Source organism: Moritella sp. PE36 (assembly GCF_000170855.1).
Taxonomy (GTDB): domain Bacteria; phylum Pseudomonadota; class Gammaproteobacteria; order Enterobacterales; family Moritellaceae; genus Moritella.
Genome location: NZ_ABCQ01000013.1, coordinates 70,374 through 84,537, shown reverse-complemented (window position 1 = coordinate 84,537; position 14,164 = coordinate 70,374). Strand labels below are relative to the sequence as shown.

Below are 14,164 nucleotides of genomic sequence, written 5' to 3'. Positions count from 1 at the left end.
ATGTATTTACAAGCTTTGGGATGGCTAATTATAGCCATCTTATCTTGTTTCATTTGTTACCAAGATGTAAAAAGTCGGAAAGTTCGCAATGATATTGTGATGGTATTAGCGACCGTTACCTTCTTTTTGATGATATTGACGGGAAATTATGCTGCGACTTATATATGCCTTGGTCTGTTTTTGGTCGGCTTACTGTTAACTCAAGTTAATGTTATTGCAGCGGGCGATATTAAGTTATTGATGGCTTTTTCTTTAGCGATAAAGCCCGATTTAATCTTACTTACATTTGTTGTGATTGGATTTACCGGGGGCTTGTTAGCTGTTGTTTATTACCTTTCTATTCGCATGAATAAATTATCGAAACAAGATAATGGGATCCCATATGCTCTTCCAATCTGTTTTTCCAGCGTTCTTGCAATAGCCGCATCTCTGTAGGTTTTATATGAAAACAAAATTAATAATAGCGATTGCAACACTTGCGATTGTTATTGGTTTGTATGGGTTGTTAACAGAGGCTCCACCTGCCACTGAAACTCAAATAACAGAAATTGTTGTTGAAGAGAATAAAATTAAAGTGTGGTTTTTGCGTAATGACGTTAAACGTGGACAACTTGTTGAACGCTCAGATTTTAGTATCCGCCAGTTACCCGAAAGTGAAGCAAATGCATTAGGTATTGCCGACGAGTCAAATATGAATTTTGATAAAGGTAGTGTTTACAACCGCGAGTTAACAGTACAGTCGGCTGTATTTCCTGAATATATTACAGCCACCAATGACCTTGAATACGTAGAGTTAGTACTCGCTGAAAATAGAGTTCCTTTTGTTATTAAGGTTGATCCCGACGTCATTATTGGCGGTGTTATCAGTCATGGCAGTTATGTTGATGTGCTTGCGCTAGCGAGTGGTGGCAGCAAGATATCGTTTAATAGCGATGAACTATCTCAACCGAAATTTAAATCAATCTCTGTTTCGCCAGTGCTAATCGGGGTGAAAGTATTGACAATTCAGCAAGGTGCAATGTCTGGTGGCCGAAATAACAGTGACGTTACTGCAACGGTTTTAGTGTTAGAACTGACTCGTAAGCAGGTTGCAAAGCTGACTGTTGCAAAGCGTATCGCGGATTTAGAAGTGCATAAATCAATTGGCAGTTATAATGCCGCCGATTTAACTGCGGATGCCGGTGACGTATTAGCTGACTATAAAGCGATTAAAGAGTTTCGCGCTAATAAAATCAGTATTAACTAGGGAAGAATATGTGGTATTTCAGGAAAATAGCTGTCGTGATGCTCATGTTGGTATCTTGTATCAATACAGCGTTAGCACAAAAAATAGTTAACCTTTCAGAAGGCGAAGCGAAAACAATTAAATCAATTAAAGAGATTGCATCGGTATTTATTGCCGACCCTGAAATTGCCGATTATCAGGTGATTGATGCAAATAAAGTGGTTGTTTTCGGTAAAAAAATAGGCAGCACGTCGATTATTGTTTTTGATGAGAATGGCGATACCATTACCAATAATAAATTGGTGATCAATAAAAGTTTGGTGCATATTCAACAGCAAATTCAACTGAAATACCCGAATGCAGATGTGACAATATATAATGTGGGTGACCAAGTTGTGCTGAGCGGCATCGTTGCTACAGAGCAAGAGAAAGATGACATCAATATCATTGTTGGTGAGTTGCTCAATAAAAAGTCAGACGATTATATTATTCAGTGGGAAAGCACTGGAACTGACACTAAATATGAAATGGAGTTTATGAAGCGTCGTCATTTTGCTGGCATCGTGAATAATATTGAAGTCGCTGCAGTCAAACAGGTTAATGTGAAACTTTCGATTGCCGAAGTATCGCACTCATTCTTAGAAAATTTTGGTATTGAATATAGTTCGATAGGTCAAACCTCTGGCACATTTGTTAACTTAGTGACGAAATTTAGTGCCAGTGATATTGCATCCGTTATCACTGCAATCGCGGACGATTCAGTTGGCCAAATCCTAGCAGAACCTAATTTATCTGTCATTTCAGGCGAAAGCGCAAGCTTCCTTGTTGGTGGTGAATTACCGGTTGTTACCGTTGTCGATGGCACCACCAACGTTCTCTATAAAGAGTATGGTGTACGCTTATCTTTAATGGCAAAAGTATTACGTGATGACAAAATTATCCTTTCTTTAAGCCCTGAAGTCAGTACTTTAGATAATCAATATAGCAGTGGCACATATAATTTACCGGCATTAAAGACCCGCCGTGCCAGAACAACTGTTGAGTTGGGTGATGGCCAAAGCTTTGTTCTCGCTGGTTTGTTAAATACTGAAGATGTTGAGTCAATTAAAAAGATCCCATTTTTAGGCGATATTCCAATTTTAGGCGCGCTATTTCGTAGCTCGAGTACTCAACGTAATAAGACTGAATTAATTATTGTGGCAACGGTTAATTTAGTTAAGCCGATCCATGCTTCTCAAGTGCAGTTACCTACCATGGAGAAAACAACGACTTTGCAACGTTACTTTGCGATTGATAGCAGTTATAAGAAGGCCAGTGAGCGCTGGGCAAATGAAGTATTAGCTACTGGAGGATTCAAAAAATGATCTCGTTTTATCAATTGAAACAATGTTTCTTATTATGTGCCCTCGCATTAACTGTCACCGCGTGTGCAGAGCATGTCGCAGAGCGTCGAGGCACCCAAGTAGATGTCGTTCCTGTGATTTATTCATTAAGTTTAAAAATTGCACCGGAACAAAAAGAAAGTGCTGAAAAAGAGTTGGATCTATTTTTACAAGAGAATAACAGTATTGTATTAACTCAAAATATTGAGCTTATTTGGTATACCAAGGTAGGTGAAAATTTGGCGAGTAACACGCATAAAAAATTACTTAAAAAAGGCGTGAGTGACAAAAATATCAAATTTATTCAGGGTGGTCGTACTGATGCTAAGCGGTTTGATTATGAGATTAACCTAATCGTTTATAAAGTACTTTTGGAAGTGTGTCAAAATCCTAAAGTGACTCATTATGGTCGTCCTGGGGATGGTTGTTATACAGAAAATGCGCGTTGGCAGTCCATGGTTAATCCAGAGAACATGCTAAATCAATCTATTAATGCTGAATACACTAATCGATAAGCGGGAAATGATGTTTAATTTAGTTGATCGTTTAAAAAAAGAAAAATCAATCAAAGTTAAAGAAGAGCATTTAACTTCGGTATTGTTCTATCAAACGCAAGCTTGTCACGAGCTAGTTGTTGAAGCATTTAGATTTGAAGGCATTGAAGCGCCAGTTATTTTAGAAAATATAGATAAAAACATTGAAACTCATGTACGTGAGTCAAGTATTGAAATTGTGCTAGTTGAGCTTAATAACAGCAAAAATGTTAGTAAGGACATGGAGTCGATTAGTCATTTATTGCCAAATGATGCGTCTGTCATTGTGATTGGCAGTGAAGATGCAATTTCGACAATTCGTAATCTAAAATCCATGGGTTATTACTATCTGTTCTGGCCGATCACTAAGCAAGAATTGATCGATTTTATTCGTAGTGTGAATGATAACCGCAAGCGAAATAGCGGATTAGGTCAGAATCGAGTAGCAAAGAAAATTGCGGTATGGGGCTCTAAAGGTGGCGTTGGTGCATCGATGTTAACCGCAGAAATTGCATTTCAGCTGACAACCAATAAGAAGAGTACCTGTCTATTAGTTGATCACAATTTTAGTGGCGGTAACATGGATATTCTCATGGGACTGCAGAAGTTTGAAAAACGTCTTGTGCAACGAGGTTCGTTATCGGGCACTTTAGATGTTGCTTTTGCGATGAGTATGACCAAAAAGGTCAACAATATGTTGTCATTGCTTGCGCTAGACTCTGATGATTTGAATGAATTAGAGTTAAAAGAATACATTATCACCTTAAATAATGAGCTGGAAAAACAAAAAAACTTCATTATCGAAGATCTATCTAGATCTGCAAATAGTAAGCAAGATTTACGTAATGTGGCACAAAATAGTGATGCGATGGTATTGGTTATTGCACCAACAGTAGCCAGTGTTCGTGAAGCGGCAAAAGTGAAAGCGCAATTTACCAATGAAAAATCATCGGCGCGATTTTTTATCGTGTTGAATTATACGATGGTCGAAAAAAACGCCACAGTGACACCCGAAGAAGTAGAAAAATTCTTACGCCAACCGATAGATATTATTTGTCCATTTGAGCCAAATTCTGACGCTATCACACTCGAAGGAAAACACCTTTTTCAGCAAAAAGGTGAAATGGCGAAAAGTTTACACCGTCTGGTATCTTTGCTCGTTGGCGAAGCATTAGAAAATGATAAACCAAGCTTCTTTACGCGGTTAAAAAAGCGAGCTAAGTATGATTAATGCAAAATCAATTTATGTACAAATTCGCGCACTTATTTTTGATGCTTTAGAGCCTGAGGCGGTAAATTCCCTCGACCGCGAGCAGCTGAAAACTCAGCTCAGTAGCGCGGTAGATTTACTTGTTGAGCGAGATGGGCTTAGCGTTCCTAGCGTTATGCGTGATGATTTTGTTAAAAACCTAGTCGACGAATTACTTGGTCTTGGCCCTCTACAAAGTTTGATGGATGATGACAGCATCAGTGACATCATGATTAATGGCCATGAGAATGTGTTCATTGAGCGAGCTGGCATCGTTGAACCAGCGTCGATCAATTTCATTGATGAAGAACAGCTATTACAAATCGTAAAACGCATTGCGGCTCGTGTAGGTCGCCGTGTTGATAAGTCGCAGCCAACTTGTGATGCGCGCTTAGAAGATGGTAGCCGAGTCAATATCGTTATCCCGCCAGTTGCGCTTGATGGTACCTGCATCTCAATCCGTAAATTTAAAAAGCGGAGTATTGATTTTGATCAGCTAGTAGAATTCGGTGCTATGAGTCCTGAAATGGCAAAAATGCTTATGATTGCATCGCGCTGTCGTTTGAATATTATCATTTCTGGCGGTACAGGCTCGGGTAAAACCACCATGCTTAATGCGCTATCGCAATTTATATCTAAGAATGAACGTATTATTACTATCGAAGATGCTGCTGAATTACGCTTGTTACAGCCACACGTTGTACGTTTGGAAACGCAGAAAGCCGGTATTGAAGGCAATGGTGAAATTAACCAGAGAGATCTTGTTATCAACTCACTGCGTATGCGACCGGACCGTATTGTAGTTGGTGAGTGTCGTGGCCCTGAAGCTTTTGAAATGTTGCAGGCAATGAACACGGGTCATGATGGCTCTATGTCAACATTGCATGCAAATACTCCTCGTGATGCAATAGCCAGAATCGAGGCGATGGTGATGATGGCGGCCAATAACTTACCGTTAGAAGCCATTCGTCAGACTATCGTAAGCGCGGTAGATATCATTATTCAAATTAGTCGCTTACATGATGGCTCGCGAAAAGTGATGAGCATTACAGAAGTGATTGGTGTGGAAGGCCGCAATGTTGTATTGGAAGAGATATTCCGTTTTCAGTCAACACATGATGGTGCTAACAAAGGTAAAGTTCAGGGTAACTTTATTACTTCAGGTCTGATGCAACGCTCGGTATTAGTAGAAAAATCGAAATTTTTTGGATTGGAAAATGAATTAAAAGCAGTCTTTACACCACAAGGAGTTAATTAATGTATTTCTTCGCATTAATTATTGGTGGCTTATTGCTGTTGTTGCTATTTTTACCCAAAAAAAAGCAGCAGCATAACTACTTGGATATGAGTAATCATACTGTCTTTGTTGATACCGTTTATGAAGATCAACAAGCAGTAAATATGGCAACACTTTCTGATCAAACGTGGAGTCAAAAATTATCTAAATTATGGTCTAATTGCCAGAGACAATTAGGATCATTCGCACTGGCTAAAGTGATCTTATTTGCATTTATTCTCGCAATTTTTGCGATGAATATTAACAGTAGTTTTATTCGTGGATCTTTACCCATTGTAATTGTTAGCTTCGAGATATTTGGTTTTATATTTGGTTATTTTTGGCTACAACGTAGAGAGAAAAAGCAGTTTGAAGAAGCTTTTCCTGAAGCGCTGAACATGCTAACCAGTGCCGTTAGCTCGGGTGAAAGTATCATGCATGCTATCATTTTTGTTGGTACTGCGCTTGATGGGGAAGTTGGTAAAGAATTTAAATTAATGGGTGATCGCTTACGACTAGGTGATTCACCTGATTCGGTATTTAAAAAGTCTTGCAACCGTTTTCCTTATCCAGCATTTCAATTTTTTGTGATCACGTTACGGGCTAATATGCGCCATGGTGGTCAACTCAAAGAGATCATGACCCGCCTTAACCGTTTAATGTTTGATGCTCGAGCAATTGAAAAAAAGAAATTTGCATTAACATCTGAAGCACGGGCTTCAGCCAAAATTGTTGGCGCAATTCCATTTGTGTTTTTGTTCTTGCTGCAATACCTTAGCCCTGAAAACTTTGAGTTTGTGATGTTTCATCCTTCTGGTCGACCGATTTTATATTACGTGTTAATCAGTGAGGCGATAGGGATTTCTATCATCTGGGCTTTGATGAAGGGAGTTAAATAGTCATGCATATTTTGGCGCCTGAATGGGCTGTGTTACTTCGCTTTCTACTGGTAGGTATAGGGATAGTGTTGCTGTTATGGATAATTTTAAAGGATGTTAAACGCCAATCTTATTTCGAGCGATTTACTGTTGATGCACAAGATGAAATCGAATCGAAAGGCTTTTTAGAACGTTTGAGTGAGCTATTATCTAAGGCATTTACTAGCAATCAGGATGAGATAAAAATGAAGTTTATTGCTGCGGGTTTTTATCAGTTTAAATATGCATCTTTATTCATGCCTGTTAAGTACTTAGTATTATTTTCTGGTGGTATTGGTCTGTACTTTCTAAGTGAAAGTATGGCATTTGAAAGTGCGAGTTTGATCGCTATTATTGCCAGTTGGTTAGTGCTTATTATCATTTTACCTGATGCGGTCTTAAATTTAAGAGCAAAACAGCTAACTGAAAAAATATCTAATAAACTGCCGTATCTATTAGATCTCATGGCGGTATGTGTGCAGACGGGTATGACGCTTGAATCAGCGATTAGCTATTTGAGTAAAGAGATGACTGAATTTGATAAAGATCTGACAAATGTCTTAGTTAAAACAAATGACCGGGCGCGGATCGTTGGACTAGCAATGGCTTTAGATGAATTGTATTTACGTGTGCCCTCAAATGAAATGCGCAGTTTTGTTATGACTTTAAAACAGAGTTTGCAGTTTGGTAGTTCGATTTCTCAGGTACTTACAACACTCTCTGGTGATATTCGCCAAGTGCAGATTCTAGGTTTAGAAGAGAAAATAGGTAAATTAGCTGCAAAAATGTCTATTCCTTTGATTGTTTTTATTATGGTTCCTGTTGTGATCTTGATTGCAGCACCAGGCATTATGAGGATGATGATTAATGTATAAAAATTATCTATTAGTAGCGCTTTTGTTGTTATCTGGTTGTCAGAACACTCAGTTACAGTTATTTGAAAACAAAGAACGAATTTTGGCTAAAACAAATAATTATCAACAACTTGTGCCGTTATATAAACAACAGCTTAGCAGTAAAGAAAATGATGAAATCCGCTTAAAGCTTGCTGATTCTTATCTTAAATCGGGCGATCCTGAATCGGCATTATTTACCATTCAACCCTTGACTGATACTGTAAAATCTAAATCGCAAGGTCACGAATATGTTCAAGTATTAGTGTTACAAGCTTATGCACAATATGAATTAGGCGTTCTTGATGCCGCACTGAATAGCGCATTAGCGGCAAATAACATTCAAGCAAACGATCCTGAGGTAGAAAATCTGTTAGGTATTATTTACGTTAGCCAACATGATTATATTGAGGCTCGCCACTTCTTTAATTTAGCCCGCCGGCATTTTTATGATGATATAAAAATTAAGAATAATTTAGCTGTACTGGATATTATCGAGGGTAAATATGAGCAATCGATCAAACGTTTATTACTCTTGCAAAAAAATGGCATAGCAGATGAACAGGTTACAGCGAACTTGCTACTTGCCATGGCGAAATTGAACAATTTCAGCTACGTAAAGTCAGTGCTAACTCCAAAGTATTCGGATGCTGAAATCCTTGATATGTACCAAGTCTTACGCGATTTAAAGCCAACAATGCAGCAGATGAGTGATGGTTAATATGATGTCTAATTACAGAGCAATGGCTCATGGACCAAGCAAGCAGAAGGGCGTTGCTAGTATCGAATTTGCTGTTGGCTTTTTCGCATTTTGGTTGATGTGTATGGCTTGGGTCGAAATGAGTTATATGTCTTATATTTCAGCTGTGGGTGACATCGCTATTTCTGAAGCGGCGCGTAATGCTAAGTTGCAAGATGACAATTATATGTCAGCGTTTAAAAAACAGTTACGCAGTGGCGATTCAATTTGGGCCAATATGGTCGATATTGATGATTTTCGTTTAAGTATTCAATATCTTGAATCGATGGATGATTTAAAAAATCAAACACTACCTTGTTTGGCTACGGCGGATAATCCAACGCAAGAGTGTGGTAGTGAAGTAGATAGTGCGATTGCCATCTATCGTATCGATTATGACTTTAATTCTATGTTTAGTTATTTTATCGATGAAACCAGTGTTTTTTCTCGGGAAGTGATTGTGATTCAGGAGTACCAGCGTGATACGTTCAGCAATTAATCAACGGGGTAATTTCACTATTGAGTTTGCTTTAGTGGGGGTGATTTTTAGTCTGTTATTAGTCTTTAGTGGTGATGTGATCATTAAGCTTTCTGTAAAAGGCAAGTTAGACCGTTTATCTTTTTCTCTGGTTAATGTATTAAAAGAGCGTACTCAGTTATTTGATGAGGATTATCAAATAACGAGTTCGGAAGCTAAATCAATTAACGAAATTGCGAGAAACTCTCTCCGTAGAACTTTAATGACGTATGACAATGAGCGGTTTGGTGTTCTGGTTGAAGAACTAACTTTTTCTGATATAGATACACCTAATATTTTAAAATCATTCTCTTTTGAAGGTGGATGCGTTGTTGCAAAGACACTTGCTGAGTTGGACCATCTTTCGGTGATTACCTCATGGGATAGGCAGGCGAGTTTGTATCGCGTTACTGTCTGTTATGAAACTGATAATTGGAGCGGTGAATTGCTCGGTGAAGAGTTTACAACCGTGAGTTCCTCGTCTGTGATAATAGGTAGATAAAGATGCATTCAATTCGTAAACAATCGGGTCATGCCGCTATGTTATTCGCTATGATGATCCCGGCTTTTTTTGGCATTTTCACTTTAGCGAGTGATGGCGCAAGAGCACTGCAAAGTAAAGCACGTTTAGAAGATGCGGCGGAAGCTGCAGTATTAGCGATTGCGGCTCATAACGCGGATAATTCGGGCAGCAGTTCCGGTAGCGCTATTAATAAGAAAATTGCCAGTGATTGGATCGGTCAATATATGCAAGATATGCAGGCTATTTCTGATATTAAAATAACAAAACTTAACTGTAATGACATCGCTGAGTGTAAGGAAGGGCTTGAAAATGGTGAGTCACGTTATTTCCAATATGAAATTCTTGCTAAAACTAACCATTTATCTTGGTTCCCTGGTAATAACAGCACGGCTGGCTTTGGTGAGTCATTTGATGTAGTTGGTTCTGCAACAGCAAGAAAATTCCAGAGTGAATCTGTCGACGTTATGTTTGTGAGTGATTTTTCTGGGTCAATGAATAACAAATGGAGTGGTGGAAGTAACAGTCGTAGATACAAAGATTTAATTAAGATTATCGGTGATGTGATTAAAGAACTAGACAAATTTAATAATGCACATACAACAACAACTAATCGTGTCGGTTTTACTGGTTTTAATACTTATACCAGAAAAACAGCTGACAATAGCTGTTACCAAGATCAGTACGACAGAAGTGCGGGTCGTACCGTTAACAAGATATTTGAGGTAAAAGGTTGTAAAAGTCGCTCTTCAGGTGGTGCAAAATTTCACGATATTGCCATGACCGACAACTATAACGAATTTAAGAATACAATAAAATACTTCAAGCCAGGTGGTGGAACAGCTTCATATCAAGGTATTATTCGTGGAGCACAAATGATGGACGCTGCCCCAGAGCCAAGGCCAAGACGCATTATGATTATTCTTTCTGATGGTATCGATAGTAAGCGTAGTAGAGCGAATAAATTGGTCGAAGAAGGTATGTGCAGTAAAATTTTGTTGAAACTTGGTAATGCCAACACATCCGATGGAAAAGCAATTAAAACCAAGATGGCTGTTGTCGGATTTGATTATAATCCGGCTTCAAATCCGAGTCTTGCCAAGTGTGTGGGTGAACACAATGTATATGGAGCTAACAATCCTGAAGATGTATTAAACAAAATTCTAGAGCTTATATCCGAAGAAATTGGACATTTGAAATAGTGTCAAAAACTAAAATTGTAACTGTAGTAAATACTGCGTAGTTATTAACTTATCGTTAATGTTCAGGAATATCATAATGAATATAAAATTTAGCACATTTGTGCTGGCTATTAGTCTCGTGTTACCTAACTTGTCAGTAGCAAAGTCTTTGAGTAATCAGGCTCTTAGTTATTACTGTGGTAACGATAAAATTGAATATGAAAAAAGTATTACAGTGGGTAAAGGTACCCGAGTTCATTTGAATGAAGGACCATTTTATCAAGTTGAACAAGCGGGTGAATATCAACCCACACTAGACTTTATTAATCAACAAATTGTGAGTGCGGGTGTGAGTGAAACTTGTGCCGAATTTTTATTGACCAATGGCTTCTTACAGTCAATGGACAGTGGTCAAATGATTGCACGAGTATACTTTGATTTCGATAATGCCCACTTAACAGATAAGTCGAAATATGTATTAGATACCATAATGCAATTATTGAAGCTGAATAATAATAATCTTGTTGTTGAAGGTCATGCTGACACTACCGGCACCGCTGATTACAACTTTTCACTTGGGTTAAAACGTTCGCGCTCTGTGGCTCAGTACCTTAAACAACTCGGTGTTGAAAAAGGCAGATTAGAAGCGACTTCTGTTGGTGATACTATGCCAATAAGTGATAATGATACTGAAGCGGGAAGACAGCTGAATCGCCGGGTTGAAATTAAATAGTCAGTATTTGGACTTCATTAGTATGCTTTCTACGTTATGGATTATTCATTCTATTATCTCATTTAAATAAGACCTCTAAACACTACCTCGGGATTGTTTTGTTTGATTGCTGATTGCATCTTTTGTAAAAGTGGGCAGTTATAACTTGGCTGTTGTAATTCATTCCAAATACGACTGATTGCCGGTGATAAACCGCCAACCTCGATGCTAAATCCAAGGGCCAACACGGTATTGTTTAGATCGTTTACGTACTCAGGAATAAATCCGGTCAACTGGGTTAGGGCGGTTAATATAGTTTGATTGTTACTTTCGACCACCATCGACATATCGAATGTTGTATTATCGCTTGGTGGTTTATGTAGCTGATTGATTGTTCGATAAAACTATCGTTGCTTGCATGAGTTAGTGGTATTTTTTGTATATCAACGCCAGTCTAACCAATAACGGTAGTCGATTCTTTCAGCGTTGTCCAAGGTCGTTAGGTACTGGTCACTGGGCTTAACTGAACATTGTACTGGAATAAATTCAGGCTCAGCCCAGCCCGTCATCCCACCCATGTAATCACGTTGAAAGCCCCAGCTGCCACAAGACAGTAATTGATCGTAGCCTTGTTCTCGTTGGCACACGACACAAGTTTCAAAGGTGACTCTTATGTCTTCACCTTCAGTCCCGTAAGCATCTGACACATAAGGCGTATCATAAATGGCTACCGATGAAGCGCGCATCACCGACTGTGCCCAAGGTTTATCCTGATTATCTTTTGGCGTTTGATGCATACCATGTCCGTGTTCTAACGTGTGGTTGTCATAAAAGGGGAGTGAAAAGGTGTTTGGAATATCGATTTGCACAGGAAGTTCATTGACGAGATTTTTAATGTTGGTCTGGCGTAATTGAATGATCCGGTAGCGCTGACAATTCGCCACATTACGACCCTTCACAAACCCGTTGTCATTAGCTAAAAAATGAATTTCAATACCCACTCCAGTGGCATTATCACGCGCTTGATAAGCTGCGTTGTCACCACCATCATGATACCAATGTTGGGAAAACGCTAAAATACCAATAGATTCCTGAGTAAGCGAAGGCATTGGTGAGCTGACTGGACATACTTTATTCAGCAATAATTCATTATCAGGAACCATTTCATTAGCGCTGAGTAAGTCAGCATGCCATAAACTTACCAGTAGAATTAAGGGCGTTAAAGATATGTCCATGTAAGCACTCCATCGCTGTATTTAGGGCATGATTTTAGACTGTAAATTCATATACGAGGTTGCTTCAATGCCATTTGCATTTATCTGTAAACCGGTGTTTAAGCGTAGATTATAATCTTTCATGTCCATCAACTCCTGCGGTACTTCTTGGCCGCTGAGTTCTGCGGCAGTAACCAAGGGCGTAAAGGCTTTGCTGTAATCGATGGATAGACTGTAAATGCCTGTTGCTGTAATTGGCTTGTTACCCAGTGCAATCGCTATTTTTTCGGCTTTATCACCATTGAAAATAACCATATGTTCTTTATGCATGATTAGCTTGGGGTTAATGCCAGGTAGAGTTGCAAGCGGGAGTAACGATGATAGTTCGACAATGTTCCCGTTTGCAGGTAATGTCACATCTGCCAGTTCAGGCCTAAAAGTTGAAATAATATTAAATAATGTGCGTGGATCGCTGGCTGATAAACTAATGATGGCATCTAAACTTTTGATGGCCACTTCAGTTTGGCTTTCGTCTAAGCTGTAATCAATCACAGCGCCTGAAATACCTTTAATATCATTGGCCATTGCAGTCATAACGCCAAGCATTACCGGATTGTTTTGTTTGATTGCTGATTGCATCTTTTGTAAAGGTGGACAGGTATAACTTGGCTGTTGTAATTCATTCCAAATACGACTGATTGCCGGTGATAAACCGCCAACATCGATGCCAAATCCAAGGGCCAAAACGGTATTGTTTAGATCGTTTACGTATTCAGGAATAAACCCGGTCAACTGGGTGAGGGCGGTTAATATAGTTTGGTTGTTACTTTCGACCACCATCGACATATCAAATGTTGTATTATCGTCATTAATTTCAAATTGATTAAATCCAAACACCGTACGTGGCCAGTTATTGGCAATACTCATGAGCTCTGTTTTACATTGAGGCTGCTGGTAGACGTGCAAGTGATCTTGCTCCTGCAATGCCATTAGCTTAGCAATATGTTGACCAAGTAAACTGTCGTCAGGTGCTGTAATCGCTTGAACCAGTGCTTGGTGGTTGATATAGCTGATCGCATCTTTGGTAAAACCGTGTTTGCTAATAATATCATTGAGTAGGTTTGAGTTTGCTAAAGCGTTTGCTACCGGTGTTATTCCCAGTGCATTTTCTAGTAATAATGGTTCGCTTAAACTGCTATTAAAAGTAACGGTTAAGATATTGTTGTGCTGACTAATAAGTAACTCTAACTGCTCAGTGTCTATTTCTTCTGAGAGTTTGTAGGCGCGATAATCACGTTGTTTTATTTGCCGTTGTTCATGGGTAAAGCCACTTTCAGCTTCCGCCTTATCTAATAATACCCATATTGCATCGGGGTTGATCACATCCATCTTGAATACAGGAATAATACCTAAGGTGTAAAAGTAACCCTGTATTTCTTCTGCAATACCAAACGTAGCCATAAATGCATCAGCGTCTTGCATATTCTGCAGGTAACTCTGGGCTAAGTTCAGGAAGAAATTGACCTTGCTATTAGTCGGGTCATAACTGTCACTGCCGTATAAAGACTTCATTATTTCATCTGGAGGTACACTATAAGTATCAGTTATTGAGTTGATGTAAGTTTTGATAGGGAAGGGGGTTAATTGACCGGAGAAAACGGCTGTATTTTCCGGAATATAATTTAATACTGTGTATTCATCTGCTACCGTGTCTTGTGTGAGTAAGTAGCCACCTGCCGCGGCTGCTGTAATTAAAACACCTGCAATTAAAATCCGTTTCATTGTATTCATCCATATTCTATTTTG

Annotated in this window: 16 protein-coding genes; 13 read left to right on the top strand and 3 right to left on the bottom strand. The window is 38.9% G+C overall.

Features of this window, described 5'->3' with window-relative positions; all coding sequences use genetic code 11:
* From PE36_RS10020 to PE36_RS09960, 13 genes are all read left to right on the top strand, one after another.
* On the top strand, window positions 1-435 hold the full coding sequence (locus tag PE36_RS10020) for a prepilin peptidase (protein ID WP_006031895.1): 435 nt from the start codon (window positions 1-3) through the stop codon (window positions 433-435).
* 7 nt (window positions 436-442) lie between these two features.
* A complete protein-coding gene (gene cpaB / locus PE36_RS10015; protein ID WP_006031894.1) occupies window positions 443-1,246 on the top strand; it encodes a Flp pilus assembly protein CpaB in 804 nt (267 codons plus the stop codon).
* An 8-nt stretch (window positions 1,247-1,254) separates the two neighbouring features.
* Window positions 1,255-2,589 carry a type II and III secretion system protein family protein gene (locus PE36_RS10010; protein WP_043994406.1) on the top strand — a complete coding sequence of 445 codons (1,335 nt, stop codon included), beginning with the start codon at window positions 1,255-1,257 and terminating at the stop codon, window positions 2,587-2,589.
* Window positions 2,586-3,122 (top strand): hypothetical protein, encoded by a 537-nt coding sequence (locus PE36_RS10005; RefSeq protein WP_006031892.1) that lies wholly within the window; start codon window positions 2,586-2,588, stop codon window positions 3,120-3,122. Before PE36_RS10010 ends, PE36_RS10005 begins: the two co-directional genes overlap by 4 nt.
* A 7-nt stretch (window positions 3,123-3,129) precedes the next feature.
* The gene (locus PE36_RS10000) at window positions 3,130-4,371 is read left to right on the top strand and encodes a P-loop NTPase (RefSeq protein ID WP_232286563.1); all 1,242 of its coding nucleotides are present in this window, start codon (window positions 3,130-3,132) and stop codon (window positions 4,369-4,371) included.
* Complete coding sequence (locus tag PE36_RS09995; RefSeq protein ID WP_006031890.1) at window positions 4,364-5,647, top strand: CpaF family protein; 1,284 nt, start codon at window positions 4,364-4,366, stop codon at window positions 5,645-5,647. The genes PE36_RS10000 and PE36_RS09995 overlap by 8 nt, the downstream gene beginning before the upstream one ends.
* Window positions 5,647-6,564, top strand: coding sequence for a type II secretion system F family protein (locus PE36_RS09990; protein WP_006031889.1), 918 nt, complete (start codon window positions 5,647-5,649; stop codon window positions 6,562-6,564). Before PE36_RS09995 ends, PE36_RS09990 begins: the two co-directional genes overlap by 1 nt.
* A gap of 2 nt (window positions 6,565-6,566) precedes the next feature.
* A complete protein-coding gene (locus PE36_RS09985; protein WP_006031888.1) occupies window positions 6,567-7,457 on the top strand; it encodes a type II secretion system F family protein in 891 nt (296 codons plus the stop codon).
* Window positions 7,450-8,196, top strand: a complete 747-nt coding sequence (locus PE36_RS09980; RefSeq protein WP_006031887.1) for a hypothetical protein — start codon at window positions 7,450-7,452, stop codon at window positions 8,194-8,196. The genes PE36_RS09985 and PE36_RS09980 overlap by 8 nt, the downstream gene beginning before the upstream one ends.
* 4 nt (window positions 8,197-8,200) lie before the next feature.
* Window positions 8,201-8,713: a TadE family protein gene (locus PE36_RS09975; protein ID WP_198138595.1), complete on the top strand. Its 513-nt coding sequence runs from the start codon at window positions 8,201-8,203 to the stop codon at window positions 8,711-8,713.
* The gene (gene tadF / locus PE36_RS09970) at window positions 8,694-9,233 is read left to right on the top strand and encodes a tight adherence pilus pseudopilin TadF (RefSeq protein ID WP_006031885.1); all 540 of its coding nucleotides are present in this window, start codon (window positions 8,694-8,696) and stop codon (window positions 9,231-9,233) included. The genes PE36_RS09975 and tadF overlap by 20 nt, the downstream gene beginning before the upstream one ends.
* A 2-nt stretch (window positions 9,234-9,235) precedes the next feature.
* Window positions 9,236-10,453, top strand: coding sequence for a vWA domain-containing protein (locus tag PE36_RS09965; RefSeq protein WP_006031884.1), 1,218 nt, complete (start codon window positions 9,236-9,238; stop codon window positions 10,451-10,453).
* Window positions 10,454-10,529: 76 nt separating this feature from the next.
* Window positions 10,530-11,165, top strand: coding sequence for an OmpA family protein (locus PE36_RS09960; RefSeq protein WP_006031883.1), 636 nt, complete (start codon window positions 10,530-10,532; stop codon window positions 11,163-11,165).
* Window positions 11,166-11,227: 62 nt separating this feature from the next.
* Here the strand turns inward: PE36_RS09960 and PE36_RS09955 are convergent, their stop codons facing one another.
* From PE36_RS09955 to PE36_RS09945, 3 genes are all read right to left on the bottom strand, one after another.
* Window positions 11,228-11,491 carry a hypothetical protein gene (locus PE36_RS09955; protein WP_006031882.1) on the bottom strand — a complete coding sequence of 88 codons (264 nt, stop codon included), beginning with the start codon at window positions 11,489-11,491 and terminating at the stop codon, window positions 11,228-11,230.
* 96 nt (window positions 11,492-11,587) lie between these two features.
* The gene (locus PE36_RS09950) at window positions 11,588-12,379 is read right to left on the bottom strand and encodes a hypothetical protein (RefSeq protein ID WP_006031881.1); all 792 of its coding nucleotides are present in this window, start codon (window positions 12,377-12,379) and stop codon (window positions 11,588-11,590) included.
* A 21-nt stretch (window positions 12,380-12,400) separates the two neighbouring features.
* On the bottom strand, window positions 12,401-14,140 hold the full coding sequence (locus PE36_RS09945) for a hypothetical protein (RefSeq protein WP_006031880.1): 1,740 nt from the start codon (window positions 14,138-14,140) through the stop codon (window positions 12,401-12,403).
* Window positions 14,141-14,164 lie beyond the last annotated feature (24 nt).